The sequence below is a fragment of the Hydrogenobacter sp. genome, assembly GCA_041287335.1.
Lineage (GTDB): Bacteria > Aquificota > Aquificia > Aquificales > Aquificaceae > Hydrogenobacter.
Window position 1 is genome coordinate 1 of the sequence record JBEULM010000063.1, and the last position, 17,536, is coordinate 17,536.

Below are 17,536 nucleotides of genomic sequence, written 5' to 3' on the forward strand. Positions count from 1 at the left end.
CTTATAGATTGGGTCAATAATTCCTCTTTAAAACCTATCAGAAAAACATGTGCATTTCATTTACTCTTTGAGGTTATCCATCCTTTTGTAGATGGTAATGGAAGAACAGGTAGAATCTTGATGAACTATCTATTAATTAAAGAAGGTCTGGTTAATGTAGGCTTTGATAAACCACAGGAATACATACAGGCTCTGAAGAAAACAGAAAAGCCTGCAATATGGATAGTTGAGAAACTCATTAGGGGAAGGAAGTTAAAGCCAGAAGATATAGACCTCTACTTTGAAGAACACTCACCCAGAGAATTTGAGAATCTCGTAAGAAAGAGACCTGAGACTGGAACATCAATAACAGAACCGGGAACTATAGGAGTGGTCACAGGAGCAGAAACAACAAGAAAAAGAGGAAACTCAGGACGCTCATTATGAAGTTGACCGTAAAGCTGATAAATAGCACCTTGACGTCCATTCTTTTCCCATACTCTTCTTTTTTCTACCAACATGACCTTAAGCTTTAGAGGAGAACCCATCATATTCTGCATATTACCCTCCTTCAGAGATAGATAAGAAAAAAGTAAAGAAAAAAGAAAAGTAGTCAAATAGACATATAGTTTTTAAATACAATACACGCAAATGGATAAAGTTAAGTGAAAGACAGCAGGAAAAATAAAATTAAAATGTGTTATAAAATTATGCTTCCTTTTCAAGCGTTTCCGAATAGTATAACCCCAGAAGAAACTGTTTAAAAGCAATGCCATAAGGCTCATAATAACGTTGATAAACAAGAACAACAGAAACATAACCAGTAAAAGAAAAAGAAGAGTTATCATATTGACATCTTCTTATAAAAAGATGCCTTGTTTTTAACTTTCTGAACATTTCTACCGATAAACTTCACATCAATACCCTGAAAAGCTGATAAAGAATTACCGCAAGAGTCACGCCACCAAGAATATATACGATTGATGTCCACAAACGGAAAAGTAGAAAGTACGTGTACATGCGGATAACCATCATCATGTATCTCAACAACCCACAAATAAATGAAGTTTCTAAAACCTTTTACCTTCCGCAAATATTCCCTAAAGCGCTTAAGGAAAGCAGAAACCCAAGAACCAAGATTTGCGTAAACATCCTGAAGTGATATAGAACGTGAAAAAGTAAGAGTTATAAGAACCCAATTCAGAGAAGGAAGATCAACATATTTAACAAAAGAGTAATAAGAACGACGAAAATAACGCATCTTAGGAAGAGAATAAATAACCTTTCGTAAGTTTTCAAATACAAGAAAACGGGAAAGATAAGAGAGATACCACACAGGATAAAGCCGTGCAAGTTCTAAAGCGTTATGAGAGTTGCGAACTTGACGACCACCCCACTGACGATCTCTAAGTATTTCTAAAGCAGAAGCATCAACATCAGTAAGAGAATAGCTTATAAGATCACGCACAAATAAAATATAAACTGCAACTGTTAAAGCTCATAAAGAAAAATAAAGGTAAACCCAAATCTTTAGAATAAATAAAGAAGACAACAGTAATAAAGTTAGCTTTAAAATAAAATATGATTTAAATCATAATAAGAACTCTTGACAACACAGCATAATGGTAGTATGAAGGTACAGGACTGTATCTTTTGTAAGATAGTTTCTAAAGAGGTTCCATCTAAGGGTGTTTACGAAGATGAAGTAGTTTATGCCTTCCACGATATTAATCCAGTAGCCCCGATACACGTTCTTATAGTTACTAAGAGGCATATTTTGGGTATTCAGGAGATGGAAGAAGAGTACGAGAAAGAAGTAGGTCACATGTTTTATGTAGCAAGGCGCATAGCCGAACAGTTGGGACTTGCTCCAGATGAAAATCTAAACGGAGGATATAGGCTTGTTTTTAATGTAGGAAGGGATGCAGGGCAAAGCGTTTTTCATCTTCACTTGCATTTGATAGGCGGTAGGCATATGAGCTGGCCACCCGGATGAGAAGCTTTAAGGATTTTATGCAAGATCGTGTTAGAGAGTACTATTCTCAAGCGAGTATAGGACAAGACTTTTTCACAGCATCCGAATTGGATAAAGCATTCGGAATAGCGCTCTCTGAACATTTATACGAATTTATAAAGCGGATGGATCACCCTATACTTTTGGAACTTGGGGGAGGTAATGGAAGTCTTGCTTACGATATTTTGAACTTTCTTAGAGACAAACATACCGAATTATACAAACGCCTCACGTATTACATCTATGAAAGAAGTCCCTATCTTATAGATATTCAGAAAAAGAGGCTCAAGGATTTTGAAGGAAAAGTGTTTTGGATAAAAGAACTTATTCCTATGGATGGTGTAATATTTTCCAACGAGTTCTTTGATTGTCTGCCAGTCCACGTAATAAAGGGAGGAAGGGAACTTTACGTTGATGGTCAAAATTTTCTTTGGAAGGATGTGAGTGATGAGAGAATACTTTCATTTATTAGGCGTATGGGATACACTCATTTAGAGCAAGTAGTTGAGGTATGTCTTGAGTGTGTGGATTTTTTGCAAGAGGTATCTAAGCACTTAAGGATCGGCTATCACATAGTAATAGATTATGGATACACCTCTGAAGAACTTTACAGGTATCCAGAAGGTACCGTCGTAGGTTACAAATCCCACAGATTGGTAATGGATTTACTTAAAGAGATGCAACCTTTTGATATGAGCGCAATGGTTAATTTTTCCGCACTTATAAGCTACGGCAACGATATGGGGCTTTTTACACTTTCTCTTCAAAACCTGAGAGACTTTTTGCTTCTTAGCCCTTCATTTTTACACGAGCTTGAAAAACTCAGCTTTTCCGAAAAACCAGATGATATAGAGAGACTTTCACGACTTAAAACCATGTTAATAAGTATGGGTGACAGATTCAAGGTACTCATTCAGAAAAAACTCTAACTTACAAAACTTTAATCTCAATTTCGTAAAGCTCCCCCTTATTCTGTAAGGGTATAGTACCAGTTCTGCCAGTAAGCACTAAAAGTCTTCCATCTTTAGTTACCACAACAGATTGTATAGCTTCTTCCAAGTTTCCACCTACGAGCTGTTTGAGAAGTATCACATCCTTTCTCTGTTCGTCAATGAGAAAGACGTCACCCCTTGAGTACTTTACTATATCAAGAAACCTCTGAACTATGCCTGCAGCATTTTTGATCACATAAGCTACTTTAAAGCCGAGAATGTCACCTACAGCCCCTCTTGGATTGAAAACGTAATTTATCTTACCTGCCGATCCTACTGCTATCTCTACATAAGAGTAAGATCCTCCGAATCCTTCTTCTGAAGAGAACACCTCGTTAGAACCATCAAAAACCCTTATTCTACCAGAACTGTCGGTAAACACAAGATAGTTTTTGTAATAAAAAGCGCTATCCACTCTAAAACCCCTTGGAGCTTCAAAAATACCTAACTCTTTTAGGTTTTCTCCATCAAAAGATAGTCTTACAGTTTGACCAAACTTGTTATCAAAGTCAAATCTTTGCCCTACAAAGGTCTCCTTTGGTCTATTTTTGTCCAGCACAGCCATTATGTAAGGTATGTCCGTTTTGAGAGGTATCAAACTGTCGCCAACCATTTTGAGTATAAGAGAACTCGCTCTGTCGCCTGAAATCATGTTGACTATTATGTAGTCTTTGCTTTCCTTCCCTATTCTCCCAAGAGATACATCAACCGCTGTTCCTGCAGGTAAAGAGTATGTAGCTCTTTTGACTATGTCGTTTTTTAAAAGTTCATACACCTCAAGCCTACCAGAATACAACACGACGAGATAATCCCTTCCGTTTCCCATCACATCTCCCACATCTGCAGATATGGGTATGGAGGGTAGAGACTTTATAAGCTTGCTCCTTGCAAGGAGTTTAAGATCTTGCAGGCTTGCCCTCTCTATCTGTCCTTTAGTCATTTGAGGCACTGCGTAAAAAGCTACTGGTGAGCCGAGAAACTCTACACCGTAACCATCCTTAAACTCTTTTATCGTGTAAGTGCATCCACTACCCTTTTTGAGACCATCCACAACTGAACTTACCTTAAAAAATCCCTCATCAGAACCTTCATAACAAACATCATGCACGTAAAGGATCGCCTTATCACCCACCATTATATTCTTTCCGCTATTTATCTTAGCTACTGAGTAACTATCATAAACTTTATCTATCTTTACCTCTCCAACAGTTCTGCGCTCCTTTCCCAAAACTTTTCCTGTAACTGGATTTATTATCTCCTTGCCCTCCTCAACAACAGAAAATACTTCCCCTTCCTTTACTTTGCCCTTTCCGAGATCAATTAGTACCTGTCCATCTTCCAGTTTTATCACGTAACCTTCCCTTGAGAAAAACTTCTTCAGGTCCTCCATAGGGCTTTGTGCAAAAGCTACCGATACGATAAGTGCAAAAAGCACTAAACAAGCTTTTCGCATAATTCCTCCAGCGCTGATATTATAGCATCCGTCATCTCCTCCGTGCCTACTTTTTTTGTGCCTTCATCGTATATGTCTGGAGTTCTGTAACCCTTGTGCAGTGTAAGTTCCACAGCCCTTTCTAAAAGATTAGCTTCTTCTTTGAGTCCAAAGGAGTATCTCAGCATCATTCCTGCTGAGAGTATAGTCGCTATAGGATTAGCTATCCCTTTACCCGCTATATCAGGTGCAGAACCATGAACAGGCTCATAAAGAGCGTGCCTTTGCCCTAAACTGGCTGAAGGTAGCATACCCAAACTGCCGGTAATAACCGCCGCTTCATCAGAGAGTATGTCACCAAAGATATTACCTGTAACTATCACATCAAAAGATGATGGTCTTTTTACGATCTGCATGGCGCAATTATCTACGTAAAGATGTTCCACTTCTACGTCAGGATAGTTTTTCCTCTCCTCTTCAACAACCTCTCTCCAAAGAGCGCTAACTTCAAGCACGTTGGATTTGTCAACGCTTGTAAGCTTTTTTCTTCTATCCTTTGCTATCTGGAAAGCCTTTTTGATTACCCTTCTTATCTCATCTTCAGTGTATCTCATGGTGTTTATTCCCACCCTCTTGTCTCCCTCCTTAAATATCCCCCTTGGCTCTCCGTAATAAACATCACCCGTTAGCTCCCTTACTACCAAAAAGTCTGTTCCTCTAACTACGTGATCCTTCAAAGGTGAAGCGCTTATGAGAGATTCATAAACCTTGGCAGGTCTTAAGTTTGCGTAAAGGTCCAAAGCCTTCCTTATACCGAGTAGTCCTCTTTCTGGTCTTTTGTGTGTAGGAAGATCGTCCCATTTGGGACCTCCCACAGCACCCAAAAGTACAGCATCCGCAGAAAGACAAAGTTCTAAGGTGTAAGGAGGTAAAGGTTCACCGGTTTTATCTATGGCTACACCTCCTATGAGTCCTTCCTCAAAATTAAACTTGTGACCGAATAGCTCTCCGATCTTTTTAAGAACCTTCACCGCACTGTCTACTATCTCAGGACCTATGCCGTCCCCCTTTAAAAGGGCTATTTTAAATACTGGCATTCTATTATAATATCACACTTCCCCGCCGTAAGCTTTGCATAGCACCTCTATAGGATGTAAGGGTCTTCTGCCAGTACCGAGTTCTATTTGGTTGCTTGCTAATGGACAGTCGGATACGAACATATCCGCAGAGCTTGCCTTTAGCTCTTCAAAGAGCTTGGAACCTACTTTGTAAGCCATATCAAAAGTGTCCTTCTTTACGCCAAAAGTACCATCATGACCTGAGCATCTTTCAACTATCCTCACCTTAGTGTTTGGAATAAGTCTCATAAGCGCCGCTGCCTTGTAACCTACGTTTAAAGACTTTAAGTGACACGGTATGTGATAAATTATGTTTCCCATAGAGACTTTGAAGTCTCTGTTTAGCCTTCCCTCCTCCTGGAGCTTCCATAGGTATTCGTGAACATCGTACACTTTTTCGGCAACCGTCTTCACATCTGGGTCATCTGGAAGCAAGAGGGGATACTCGTACTTAATTTGAAGCGCACAGGTAGGTATAGGAACAACTATACTATAGCCCTTGTCCACGTATTCTTTTAGAGCCTTTATGTTAAACTTTGCCTTTTCTATAACTGCATCCATATCTCCTATGTCAAAGAAGGGTATACCGCAGCACTGCTGACTTGGAAGCTCTATATGTATATCGTTTTTTTCAAAGACACGTACCAAAGCTTTACCTTTCTCAAGATAATTGTAATTTAACAGACAGGTGTAAAAAAGGGCAACTTTCCCGTTTTTACCAGTTACCGCATTACGGTTTTTGTTAAACCAACTTGGGAAAGTCTCATTATTGAAGGAGGGTAGCTTAGCTCTTCTGTCCACACCTATAAAATTTTCAAGCATAACCCTAACAGGTTTTGCCTCTTTGAGAGTATTCACAATTGGAGCAAAAGGCAAGGAGATCTTACCCATAAGGTCAGTATTGAGCAATAGTCTATCCGTGAGTTTTGCCCCCTTATTTTTGAACTTCCATATCTTGTATCTGAGGGAAAGATGAGGAAAGTCTATCTTCCATTCGTGGGGTGGCGTGTAAGGACACTTAAAGTAACACTGCTTACAGTGAAAACAAAGCTCAAGAGGTTTGGCAAGCTCTTCTTTATTCAATGCATTTACATCATCATCGTGCCTATCTACAGCATCAAAAAGTGCTGGGAATGAAGGACAATACGGTAGGCACATCCTACAGTCTTTGCATTTGGAAAAGACTCTCTTGGCTTCTTCCCAAAGGGCATCCTCGTCCAGAAATCTGGGATCTCTGACATCAAAATTAAAATCCTTAACACCGCCTAAAGATATTTCCTGCATGTTCCACTCCTTTAAGACAATTATAAACTTCCAAAACTATTACTATTATTTATTATATGCAAAATGTTTGCAAATGTCAAATTTTGTTCCGATGATCCCTATCATATATCCCAAACTAAGAGTCTTTAAATTAAAAGGTGCAGGAGGTGTTTTTCATGGTGAGGGTGTTGGTGATAATTCTATTTTTTATATATACAAAGGTGGTCTTTTCACAGGATGTTTCTAAAAAAGATCTCGATGAGTTAATATCCTCATATGTTAAAGAGAGATCGCAGAAAGGTTCCTTTTTTATAAAGGATCCGAGAAGTGGCAAAGATGTGGAACTTATTTACATAGGACCTCGTGAGATCTTCAGACATATACGCAATTATGGATACTTTGTTGATGTTTACTTTCACGAAAAAGAAGACCATAATAAAAAATGGGACATAGACTTTTGGGTAAGGAATGAGGAAGGTAAGCTCGTAATAAAAGATGTGCAGGTACACAAGGTACCTGAAAAGGTTGGTGGTGAGTGGTTTATGGTTACTGTGGAACCATTACCTTGGTGGTGGCAGCAATCTTCTGGTGAACATGGAGGAGAACCCTTTGCAAGGGGTGACTGGAAAGCTTGGGCTGTGAAAGCTGCCATTCATGAATATGTGGCTGATAAAGAAAGGAAAGATAAAGCCTTTATAATTAAGGATCCAACGACAGGTGAGGATGTAAGGCTTGAACTCGTTGCAATACACGATCCTGTCAGAAAATTTTCAAAGAAGGGTTTGTACTTTGCCTGTGCTGATTTTCGCCCTATAGATGGTCCCGGAGACAAGCTCTATGACATAGATATCTTTATGAAAGATGAAGGTGGTAAATTGAGCGTAACGGATGTAAAAGTTCACAAAGTACCTGTATTTCAAGATGGAAGATGGATAAAAAAGGCGCTCTTTTATTATAAAGATGAAGATATAGTGGAACTGCCATGAATAAAGTGATCGTCAGTATGCTGGTCATTGTGGGACTTTCCCTTGCGGATAAACTTTACTTTCTTGATGTTTACGGTACAGACTGCGAAATGTGTCCAGTAGCTGTCAGAAAGGGACTTTTGATGTTGAAAGGAATAAAAGATATAAAGGTAAGCGACATAGATTTTGAGAAGAACATGACTAAATTCATAATACTTTCCGATAACAAGCTCACGCCAGAAGAGATACTCAAGAACGTGGAGGAAACCGGTAAGATCGTAGGTAAACCATACAGAGGAAAGATCACTGGCGTTAAAGATGTCAAATAAAGCTCCTTATTGCATCTTCAAGAGCTTCAAGAAAGGCATCGTTCTCTTCTGGAAGCCCCACGCTTACTCTCAAACAGTTTTCTAAGGTAGGTAAATGGGATACATTCCTCACAAGTACCCCTCTCCTTAAAAGTTCCTTATGAAGGGTATCTGCGTCTATATGTGACCTAAAAAGTATAAAGTTGGCGTCCGAAGGGTAGGGTTCTATGCCTTCTATTTTAGAAAGTTCAACCAAGATCCTTTCCCTTTCCCTTATTACCATGCTGACACAATTTTCCACAAGGTGGTAAAATTCGGTAAGCATCAAGCGTGCGATCACCTGAGAGGGATAGGTGATGTTAAAAGGTAGTCTCATTTTGTTTATCTCATGCGCTATATCTTCCTTTGCGACAAGAATACCTATCCTCAGCCCAGCCATACCTATCTTTGAGAGGGTTCTCAAAACCACAGTATCCTCCCTGCTACTTGCATCCTTTAGGAAGGTTTTCTTTGAGAAGTGGAAGTAAGCCTCATCAATTACAGTGAAAAGACCTTCTTGTCTTATTTTCTCTATCTTCTCCCGACTAAAGCAGTTGGCTGTAGGATTGTTGGGATATGATATGAAAGCAAGGATAGGAGAAAAACGCCGAATGGATCTTATTGAAGCCTCTAAATCTATATCCTTATCCTCACTCAACGCCACCTCCACCCTACTTCTGCCCAGTAGCCTTGCTGATATCTCATACATGGGGAAGGTTGGGATGGGATAAAAAACCCCGCGATCAAACTCACCTACAGCTATGCTTAGGTAGTATATGAGTTCATCAGAGCCGTTGCCCAAAACCAGATTTTCCTTTTTAACACCCAAGTGTTGAGCTATTATTTCCCTAAGCTCATCCGCTTTTGGGTCCGGATACCTGTTTAATGGTATCTTTGATACCTCTTCCCCTATCCGCTTACGTACATCTTCAGGCAAAAGGAGAGGAAGCTCGTTGGAAGATAACCTAACCTTTGCCCGGGTAGTTTCTGTTTTATAGGGAGAAAGCTTCTTTATCCTATCGCTTATCACGCCTGAGGTTGTTCCTCCTCCTTTTCCTCCTCTTCTTCTTCAACCCTTCCTAAGTAAAGCTCAAGCTCAGCGACAGTAGATTCCATAAGCTTGTCTTCAAGAATACCCTTTATGAGTCTGTTGAGCTTCCTTTCATCACCCATTGATATACCGTTAAGCACATAATAAAGTCTCTTTGGAAGAGAAAGCACCACCCTTTTGTATCTTGGACCTCCTTTTTTCCTACCTCTTCTCGCCATCATCATCCTCCTTTATAGATTTATAATTCTATTTTATCATGTTTTTTAAAATTTTAATGCCTTTTTTGATGATATCCCTCATGACTCTAACTGGAGATTTTGAAGATAAAATAAAAGATGCTGATATAATTTATATACCTGAAGAGCATACTAATCAACAGGATCATAATTTTCAGCTTGAAGTTATTAAGTACATGCGAAGTAAAGGCTACAAGTTCGTCATAGGTATGGAGATGTTCCAACAAAATTTCCAAAAGTATCTGGACGATTATATTAATTGCGAAATTTCTGAGAAGGAAATGTTGGAAAAGACAGAATACAGGAATAGATGGGGTTACGATCCATCTTTTTACTCTCCCATTTGGAGGTTTGCAAAAAAGGAAGGTATAAAGATTTATGCTTTAAATGTTCCTTCGGAACTTCTTGAAAGGATAAGAAAGGACGGACTAAATAATGTGGAGAGTCCTCTCATACCAAGACCCGTTATAGAACAGAGTGAAGAAGAGAAGCAAAAACTTCTAAGTGTGCTAAAAATGCATCCCAAAGTTGACGAAAGGTCATTTCTTGAAGTTCAGAATGCTTGGGATAATGTGATGGCTTATGCCATAATCAAGGTATTGAAGGAAAATCCCCGTGCTAAGATCGTGGTTCTTGCAGGTAAGGGTCACATAGGAGATATAAAGAGCGGTATACCTTACAGAGTAAGGAAACTGGACTCTCAACTCAAGCAGATAATACTCACAAGAGATCACTTCCTGTTCTCAATGGATTTTTCAAGGGATAGTTCATCCGCAAACTCTATGAATGTTCCAAATTGTAAGCCGTAAGATACTCTGGTCACTTTGAGGTTGGAAAACCTCCTTTTGAGAAGCTTTATAAGGTAATTAGCGGTAGCTTCACCTTCAACGTTGGGATTTGTTGCTACTATAATCTCCTTGGGTTTGTATCTCTCTATTCTTTCAAGGAGACTGTCAATGTTGAGATCCTGCGGGGATATACCTTCTAAGGGTGCTATCCTTCCACCAAGCACGTGATAAACGCCCGTATATCTCTCCAATTTTTCTATGGCATAAGCATCTTGGGATTCTTCAACTATGCATATGAACTTTTTGTTCCTCTTTTCATCAGAGCATATAGAGCATACATCTCTGTCGGTCAATAGTCCACATTCTGAACATTTTTTTATGCTCAGCACCAACTGTTGTAAAAGATCCACAAGTGTAACTTTTTCTTCCTGTTGTAATTTGAGCAGGTTGTAAACGAATCTGCTTGCACCTCTTTCGCCGTACGTGGGTATCTTTGTTATGGCTTCTATGGCTTCCTTAATAGGTTTTGGGAAAACATCTTCAAAAGCCAAGAATACCTCCAAACCTTTTCTTTAAAGCTTCCATCATCATATCCCTTGATATATCCTGCGCTTGGTTGATAAGTTCCATAAGTGTGTCCTTTACCTCATCAAACTTTGCACCTTCACCGCACCTTATATCAATTACCTCTCCCAGACCATTAAAAACGATCGTAATTTTATCCTTTTCAATGATCTCCCTCTTTTGTCTCAGTTCATCTTTCAAACTATTGACTAAACCCTCAAAGCCTTTAAGATTTTTTATAAACTCCGTTAAATTCATCTCTCACGCTCTCCTTTTATAAACTCTTCTACCATCTTTCTTGCCTGCCAGTCTGGATACTGTACAGGTGGATGCTTCATGGTGTATGCGCTTATGGAGTAAAGTGGTCCGCCTATACCTCTATCTCTGGCAAGCTTACAGCATCTAATTGCGTCCATCATTGAACCCGCACTATTTGGGGAATCCTCTACATCGAGCTTCAGCTCTACATACATGGGAACATCTCCAAACTGTCTACCTTCTATCCTTATATAAGCCACCTTTCTGTCTTTTAACCAGGGCACCCAGTCGGATGGTCCTATATGTATGTTGTATTCTCCCATATCGTAAGGAATTAGGGAAGATACCGCTTCAGTCTTTGATCTCTTCTTGGTCTTCAACCTTTCTCTTTCCAGCATGTTCAAAAAATCCGTATTTCCCCCAAAATTCAGCTGATAAGTTCTATCTATTTTTACACCTCTGTCTGTAAAGAGCTGAACGAGGACTCTGTGCAAGATAGTCGCTCCTACCTGGGACTTTATGTCATCTCCTACCACTGGTATGCCTTCTTTTTCAAATCTCTGTGCCCATTCAGGATCCGACACTATAAAGGTAGGCATGCCGTTTATAAAGGAAACGCCAGCTTTCAGACAAGCTTCAGCGTAAAATCTCGCTGCTTGCTCAGAACCTACGGGTACGTAGTTTACAAGAATTTCCGCTTGGGTTTCTTTAAGAATGTTTACCACATCCTCAAGTTCATCTTCCTTCTCTTCAGAGAGGACAAAGCTCCTTTCGGGAGGATAATTTCTCATATGATCCGCAAAACCGTCAAGCACTTTACCCATCCTAACTTTAACGTTCATTTTAGGTATATCCCGCTCAAATACCATGGTACAGTTGGGAGGTGAGAAAATCGCCTCCGAAAGATCTTTGCCTACCTTACGCGCATCAATGTCCCATGCTGCAACAATTTCTATATCCCAGGGCTTGTACCCTCCCACATCTTCAAACATGAGACCGTTCACACCTGCGTTTTTGTTCTTCTTGTAATAAAAAATGCCTTGAACGAGAGAGCTTGCACAGTTACCGACTCCAACTATGGCGACCCTTATTTTCTTAGACATTCCAGCCTCCACAAAACAAGCAAACTTTATAATATTATACCTAATGATGAAGGTTCTCATAGTTCTTTACTCAAAGTTGATAGAAGATAGTAAGTTCATAAATAAACTGGAAAAGGAAGTGAGTTTGTTGAAGAAGCTCATAGGTCCGGATAGTCTTTATGCTGTCATAACTTCGGAGATGAAACACCTATTTGATAAGTTTCCGGATCTGGTTTTTTTAAGGAACGACAAGGAGACTCTTCTTTACGGCATATACAAAGGACTGAGGAAGCTTAGGGGAAATGACGTGCTTATACTTGACGGTAAAGAGGCAATCACTAAGGAGAGGATACTTAACTTTATAAGTCAGAGGAGGAAAAACTTACTGTCAGTGGCGGAAAAATGTTGGAGTGGTGTAGCCGTCTTAAAGCTGATAGACCTGGATTATATAATTAGAACTATGGAGAGGTTTGTAAATGAGGATGTGGATTTTTTAGAAATAATGAAACTTGTAAAAGAAGATTATGGTATAGATTACGAAGTTTTATAGGAGGTTAGACATGGACGAGATCACGGTAGGTAAGTATATCGTAAGAACGGACAGATACTACACCAAAGAACACGAATGGGCTCTTATTAAGGGGAACAAAGCTTGGATAGGAATAACCGATTACGCACAAAAAGAATTGGGGGATATAGTTTACGTAGACCTCCCTTCTGTAGGGCAGAGTTACGAAAGTGCAGATACTATTGCCAATGTGGAGTCTGTCAAGAACGTTGCACCCATATACGCACCTCTGTCTGGTACAGTTGTAGAAGTAAATGAACAGTTAGTGGATGAGCCTCACCTAATTAACGAATCACCTTACGATGATGGATGGATAGCGGTACTTGAGCTTTCCGATCCTATGGAAGTGGAGGATCTTATGCCAGCTCAGGATTATGCAGAGCTATTAGTTGAGATAATAAAGGATGAGAAGGGAGAGAGTATATCCCTTGAACTTCCTGAGGAAGAAATAACGCCTACCATAGAGGAGTCCCTTGAGGCTCTACCAGAAGAAGAGCTTCCTTATGAGGAGAAAGAAAGGTAATGTACTTACCACATTCGCAAGAGGATGTAGAAGCAGTCCTCAAGGAGTTAGGCTTGTCTTCTTTGGAAGAACTTTTTTCTCATATAGACCCATCCTTACTGAGTTCTCCTAACCTTGAAAAGCCAATGTCAGAGGAAGAAATAAGGAGATTTCTCAAAGAGCGTGCAAAAAAGAATAAACCTCTCGTGTCCTTTGCAGGTTTTGGGGCTTATGATAGGATAATCCCATCAGCTGTATGGCAGATATTAGGTAGAGGTGAGTTTCTAACAGCATACACACCTTACCAAGCGGAGGCATCACAGGGTACTCTCCAAGCCATCTTTGAGTATCAAACACTTATATGCGAGCTTACCGGCATGGACGTAGCAAATGCAAGCATGTATGATGGAGCTTCAGCCCTCGCAGAAGGTATACTTATGGCGAGAGCTTTAAAAAGCGCAGGCAAAAAAGTGCTTATCTCAGAGGGAGTAAATCCGCTCTATAGAGAGGTTGTGAAGACTTATCTGGCAGGATACGAAGACGAAATATCCTTGATTCCTCTTTGTAAGGAGGGGAGTACGGATCTTTATATCCTCGAAGACTATTTAAAAAAAGACAATGTCCATGCGCTTGCCATGCAGTATCCTAACTTCCTCGGTTTTATAGAACCCATAAAAGAGATCGGGGAGCTTGCAAAAAGGTATCATGTACCTTTTGTAGTGGTGGCTGACCCTATAGCGCTTTCCATTTTGAGACCTCCAGGAGACTATGGGGCTGATATTGTGGTAGGTGAAGGTCAGCAGATGGGAGTACCGTTAAACTTCGGCGGACCTTATGCGGGCTTTTTCACTACAAGATACGAGTATGTTAGAAAGATGCCCGGGAGGATTGTAGGGCTTGCAGAGGACGTGGAAGGTAAGAGAGCTTTTACCTTAGTCCTTCAGACTAGGGAACAGCATATAAGAAGAGAAAGAGCTACTTCAAACATATGTACCAATCAAAACCTTATAGCCATCGCTAACCTCCTATACATGGTGCTTTTGGGGAAGGAAGGAATAAGAGAGGTAGCAAAGCAGAGTCTGTCAAAAGCCCTGTATCTAAAAGAAAAGCTTCTCTCACTAGGATTTGAAGAGATATACACTGGAAAACACCTTTGGGAGTTTCCGCTGAAGATAGATAATGCCTTAGATCTTTACAAAAAGCTCCTCGAGGAGGGTTTTCTTTTAGGTGTACCTTTGGACAAGTTTGGCTACAGAGATACACTGCTCATTGCAGTGACAGAAAAGAGAAACAGGGAGGAGATGGAGAGGCTCTTGAACGCCATCAGGTTATAGAGTGTGTGGATAATTAGACTTGACAAAAATATACTAAAGAAATATTATAAAAGTAATTTAATTTGGAGGTAAAGGGATGTTCAGTGAGAATCTCTTATCGGGGAAGGCTCTTGAGTATATAAAGAAGGCAAAAGAGGTAGCCAGGTCTTATGGAGACAGTAAAGTTGATACGGATCACCTTTTACTTGCCCTTTTGTCTGATGAAGAGTCACCTCTTGCCAAATATTTGGAAAAGAGGGGTGTAGACAGGAAGGAATTTTACAAAAGGATCGGCGAGTACATAAAGAGGTTAAAAGAGCAGATAGATAAAGCTGTACATCAAGAGGCGCAACACCTTATTGATCTAAGAAGCAAGATAATGGAGGTGAAATCAAACATAGGATCTGTCCAGATGGAGCTTGAAAAGATTAAAAGGTCGAAGGAAGACATTCGCAGGGAGATGGAGAGGGCAAGAAGGTATGGAGATTACTGGAGTTTGCAGAGCCTTCAGGTGGAGTACACGAGGCTTGAAAGCATAGAAAGACAGTATGAGAGGGAACTTGAAAGTGTAGAAAAAAGTTTGTCTTCTGTATTCAAGCAAGAGGACGTGAGATCCTTTCTTGAAAATCGTCTAACCATAGATGGGCTTATAAGAAAAGCTTTGGAAGATAGCGCACTTTTGAAGCAGATAAAAGAGCTTGGGTTGTCTACCGAAAGGATAAGGGACCTTATAGCCAAAAGGGTGTTTGGAAAAGAACCGTCCTTTGATTACTCAGAAAACTTAGTAAAAGTTATGGAAAAGGCTCAGAACAAAGCACTACAGGAAGGACTATCCCGTGTAGAGCCTTATCATATAGCATCTGCACTCATAGAGGCTAAGGAAACCATAGGAGGTAAATTATTAGAAGATATCTTAGGAGGTGAAAAGATGAAAGACGTAACGCAAGAGCTGAAAGAGGAGGAAAAGTCTCCTTTAGAAAGGTTCGGCGTAAGCCTCACCCAGATGGCAAAAGATGGCAAGCTTGATCCTGTGATAGGCAGGGAAAGAGAGATAAATCAAGTTATTGAGGTGCTTTTAAGAAGAACAAAAAATAATCCTGTGCTTGTTGGAGATCCTGGCGTTGGCAAAACAGCTATAGTAGAAGGGCTGGCTCAAAGGATAGCAAATAGGGAAGTACCTGCCGAGCTTCAGGATAAGGAGATCGTGGCTATTGATATGGGTTCTCTATTAGCAGGTTCTAAATACAGAGGAGAGTTTGAAGAGAGACTTAAAAAACTTTTAGATGAGGTAAAACAGAAAGGAAACGTGATACTTTTCATAGATGAAATACACACGGTCGTAGGTGCGGGAAGAGCGGAAGGAGCTGTTGACGCGAGCAATATGCTAAAGCCACCTCTTGCAAGAGGTGAGATAAGGGTTATAGGGGCAACAACAGTGGACGAATATAGAAAATATATAGAGAAAGATCCAGCACTTGAGAGGCGTTTCCAACCCATATACGTAGATGAACCAACAGAAGAAGAAACTTTAGAAATACTTAAGGGTCTGAAGCCTAAGCTGGAACAGCACCACAAGGTAAAGATATCCGATGAAGCCATAGAAGCTGCAGTTAAACTGACCAGAAGGTACGTAACTTTTAGAAAGCTTCCAGACAAGGCAATAGATGCCCTTGACCAGGCAAGTGCAAGAAAAAAGCTTTCTGTAGTTTCTTTACCACCTGAAATGCAGGAAGTTGAGAGAAAACTGAAAGCCATTGAAGATGACATACAGAAAGCTTACTTAGAAGGCAATTACGAAAGGGAAGCTCAACTAAAGATAAAGAAAGTACAGCTTGAAAAGGAAAAGCAAGAACTTCTTAATAAACTCGGCGGTACTGACGTAAAGATCCAAGAGATAAAAAAGCGCATGGAGGATCTGGATCAGGAGATCATAAAAGCCTCAGAAAGAGGCGATTACGAAAGAGAGGCACAGCTAAAAATAGAGAAAGTTAAACTTGAAAAGGAACTCAAGGAGTTAGAAAGCAAAAAGGCTCAAGCTCTCGTAGTTGGATGGGATGATGTTGCTCAGGTGGTGTCCGAGTGGACAGGCATACCAGTATCAAAGCTGAAAGAAGAGGAAATGCAAAGACTCCTCAGACTTGAGGAAGAGCTACACAAAAGGGTCATAGATCAAGAACATGCTGTGAAAGCCGTAGCAGAGGCTATAAGGAGGGCGAGAGCCGGACTCAAAGATCCAAAAAGACCCATAGCCACATTCCTCTTTTTAGGACCAACAGGCGTAGGAAAGACAGAGCTTTCCAAAGCTCTCGCAGAACTTCTCTTCGGTGACGAAGAAGCACTTATAAGACTTGATATGTCAGAATTTAAAGAAGAGCATAGTTTGGCAAAGCTCATAGGAGCACCTCCGGGTTACGTAGGTTACGAAGAGGGTGGAAAGCTTACGGAAGCTGTCAGAAGGAAGCCATACTCGGTGATTTTGCTTGATGAGATAGAAAAAGCTCACCCACGCATTTTTGACCTTTTCTTACAAGTTTTTGATGATGGGAGGTTAACGGATTCTCACGGAAGGACTGTTGATTTTAGGAACACTGTAATAATAATGACATCCAACATAGGATCTCAGTATCTTCTGAGCATATCAATTGATGGTGATGAAGAATCCGTGCAGAGCGAGTTTGAGAGGGCAAAGGTAAAGGTACTTGAAGAATTAAAGTACTTTTTCAGACCCGAGTTTTTAAACAGGATAGATGAAGTGATAGTCTTTAAGCCTTTAACTATGAAGGAGCTTCTTCAAATAATAGATCTTCTTGTTGCATCAATAAATGAGCGTCTCAAGGAAAAAAATATAAGACTAACCTTGAGTGAGGAGGCAAAAAAGGAGCTTGTAAAACTCGGATACGATCCCGCTTACGGTGCAAGACCTCTAAGAAGGGTGCTACAGAAATACTTAGAAACTCCTCTCGCTGATAGAATCATAAAGGGTGAGATAAAGGAAGGTATGAAGGTGCTCGTAGAGTATGATGGAAATGGCTTATCTTTCGTGAGCAGTTAACATAAAAAAGGT

The 17,536-nt window shown here is 40.2% G+C and carries 19 protein-coding genes; 10 read left to right on the top strand and 9 right to left on the bottom strand.

Annotated elements, in window-relative coordinates; genetic code table 11:
• Positions 1-426, top strand: a 426-nt coding sequence (locus ABWK04_09005; protein MEZ0362010.1) for a Fic family protein, incomplete at its 5' end; no start/stop codon positions are given.
• Between the two features lie 397 nt (positions 427-823).
• On the opposite strand, the gene ABWK04_09010 is transcribed toward ABWK04_09005, so the two are convergent.
• A complete protein-coding gene (locus tag ABWK04_09010) occupies positions 824-1,447 on the bottom strand; it encodes a hypothetical protein (protein MEZ0362011.1) in 624 nt (207 codons plus the stop codon).
• Between the two features lie 162 nt (positions 1,448-1,609).
• Between ABWK04_09010 and ABWK04_09015 the strand changes: the two genes are divergently transcribed.
• Positions 1,610-1,975, top strand: coding sequence for a histidine triad nucleotide-binding protein (locus ABWK04_09015; protein MEZ0362012.1), 366 nt, complete (start codon positions 1,610-1,612; stop codon positions 1,973-1,975).
• On the top strand, positions 1,972-2,922 hold the full coding sequence (locus ABWK04_09020; protein ID MEZ0362013.1) for an SAM-dependent methyltransferase: 951 nt from the start codon (positions 1,972-1,974) through the stop codon (positions 2,920-2,922). The genes ABWK04_09015 and ABWK04_09020 overlap by 4 nt, the downstream gene beginning before the upstream one ends.
• Position 2,923: 1 nt before the next feature.
• On the opposite strand, the gene ABWK04_09025 is transcribed toward ABWK04_09020, so the two are convergent.
• Genes ABWK04_09025 through ABWK04_09035 form a run of 3 tightly spaced genes read right to left on the bottom strand, consistent with a single transcriptional unit; the run spans position 2,924 to position 6,819 of the window.
• A complete protein-coding gene (locus ABWK04_09025) occupies positions 2,924-4,438 on the bottom strand; it encodes a hypothetical protein (GenBank protein MEZ0362014.1) in 1,515 nt (504 codons plus the stop codon).
• Entirely contained in the window at positions 4,420-5,514 is a 1,095-nt protein-coding gene (gene leuB, locus ABWK04_09030) for a 3-isopropylmalate dehydrogenase (protein MEZ0362015.1), read from the bottom strand. The genes ABWK04_09025 and leuB overlap by 19 nt, the downstream gene beginning before the upstream one ends.
• A gap of 12 nt (positions 5,515-5,526) precedes the next feature.
• Positions 5,527-6,819 (bottom strand): anaerobic glycerol-3-phosphate dehydrogenase subunit C, encoded by a 1,293-nt coding sequence (locus tag ABWK04_09035; GenBank protein ID MEZ0362016.1) that lies wholly within the window; start codon positions 6,817-6,819, stop codon positions 5,527-5,529.
• A gap of 155 nt (positions 6,820-6,974) precedes the next feature.
• Between ABWK04_09035 and ABWK04_09040 the strand changes: the two genes are divergently transcribed.
• Both ABWK04_09040 and ABWK04_09045 read left to right on the top strand, forming a co-directional pair.
• The gene (locus tag ABWK04_09040) at positions 6,975-7,784 is read left to right on the top strand and encodes a hypothetical protein (GenBank protein ID MEZ0362017.1); all 810 of its coding nucleotides are present in this window, start codon (positions 6,975-6,977) and stop codon (positions 7,782-7,784) included.
• Positions 7,781-8,092, top strand: a complete 312-nt coding sequence (locus ABWK04_09045; GenBank protein ID MEZ0362018.1) for a heavy metal-associated domain-containing protein — start codon at positions 7,781-7,783, stop codon at positions 8,090-8,092. The genes ABWK04_09040 and ABWK04_09045 overlap by 4 nt, the downstream gene beginning before the upstream one ends.
• Here ABWK04_09045 and hisC read toward each other — a convergent pair.
• Both hisC and ABWK04_09055 read right to left on the bottom strand, forming a co-directional pair.
• Positions 8,085-9,140 carry a histidinol-phosphate transaminase gene (gene hisC / locus ABWK04_09050; protein ID MEZ0362019.1) on the bottom strand — a complete coding sequence of 352 codons (1,056 nt, stop codon included), beginning with the start codon at positions 9,138-9,140 and terminating at the stop codon, positions 8,085-8,087. The two genes, ABWK04_09045 and hisC, sit on opposite strands and share 8 nt — an antisense overlap.
• Positions 9,137-9,379: a hypothetical protein gene (locus tag ABWK04_09055; GenBank protein MEZ0362020.1), complete on the bottom strand. Its 243-nt coding sequence runs from the start codon at positions 9,377-9,379 to the stop codon at positions 9,137-9,139. The genes hisC and ABWK04_09055 overlap by 4 nt, the downstream gene beginning before the upstream one ends.
• Before the next feature lie 38 nt (positions 9,380-9,417).
• Here ABWK04_09055 and ABWK04_09060 point away from each other — a divergent pair, with 38 nt between their 5' ends.
• On the top strand, positions 9,418-10,206 hold the full coding sequence (locus ABWK04_09060; protein MEZ0362021.1) for a ChaN family lipoprotein: 789 nt from the start codon (positions 9,418-9,420) through the stop codon (positions 10,204-10,206).
• On the opposite strand, the gene recR is transcribed toward ABWK04_09060, so the two are convergent.
• Genes recR through ABWK04_09075 form a run of 3 tightly spaced genes read right to left on the bottom strand, consistent with a single transcriptional unit; the run spans position 10,128 to position 12,110 of the window.
• Positions 10,128-10,736 (bottom strand): recombination mediator RecR, encoded by a 609-nt coding sequence (recR, locus tag ABWK04_09065; protein MEZ0362022.1) that lies wholly within the window; start codon positions 10,734-10,736, stop codon positions 10,128-10,130. The two genes, ABWK04_09060 and recR, sit on opposite strands and share 79 nt — an antisense overlap.
• Positions 10,726-11,007 carry a YbaB/EbfC family nucleoid-associated protein gene (locus tag ABWK04_09070; protein ID MEZ0362023.1) on the bottom strand — a complete coding sequence of 94 codons (282 nt, stop codon included), beginning with the start codon at positions 11,005-11,007 and terminating at the stop codon, positions 10,726-10,728. The genes recR and ABWK04_09070 overlap by 11 nt, the downstream gene beginning before the upstream one ends.
• Complete coding sequence (locus ABWK04_09075) at positions 11,004-12,110, bottom strand: inositol-3-phosphate synthase (GenBank protein ID MEZ0362024.1); 1,107 nt, start codon at positions 12,108-12,110, stop codon at positions 11,004-11,006. Before ABWK04_09075 ends, ABWK04_09070 begins: the two co-directional genes overlap by 4 nt.
• Before the next feature lie 43 nt (positions 12,111-12,153).
• Between ABWK04_09075 and ABWK04_09080 the strand changes: the two genes are divergently transcribed.
• The 4 genes from ABWK04_09080 (at position 12,154) to ABWK04_09095 (ending at position 17,524) form a co-directional block, all read left to right on the top strand.
• Positions 12,154-12,639 carry a hypothetical protein gene (locus tag ABWK04_09080; protein MEZ0362025.1) on the top strand — a complete coding sequence of 162 codons (486 nt, stop codon included), beginning with the start codon at positions 12,154-12,156 and terminating at the stop codon, positions 12,637-12,639.
• A gap of 10 nt (positions 12,640-12,649) precedes the next feature.
• A complete protein-coding gene (gene gcvH, locus ABWK04_09085; GenBank protein MEZ0362026.1) occupies positions 12,650-13,180 on the top strand; it encodes a glycine cleavage system protein GcvH in 531 nt (176 codons plus the stop codon).
• Positions 13,180-14,493: an aminomethyl-transferring glycine dehydrogenase subunit GcvPA gene (gene gcvPA, locus ABWK04_09090; protein MEZ0362027.1), complete on the top strand. Its 1,314-nt coding sequence runs from the start codon at positions 13,180-13,182 to the stop codon at positions 14,491-14,493. Before gcvH ends, gcvPA begins: the two co-directional genes overlap by 1 nt.
• Before the next feature lie 76 nt (positions 14,494-14,569).
• On the top strand, positions 14,570-17,524 hold the full coding sequence (locus tag ABWK04_09095; protein MEZ0362028.1) for an AAA family ATPase: 2,955 nt from the start codon (positions 14,570-14,572) through the stop codon (positions 17,522-17,524).
• Positions 17,525-17,536: the final 12 nt, after the last annotated feature.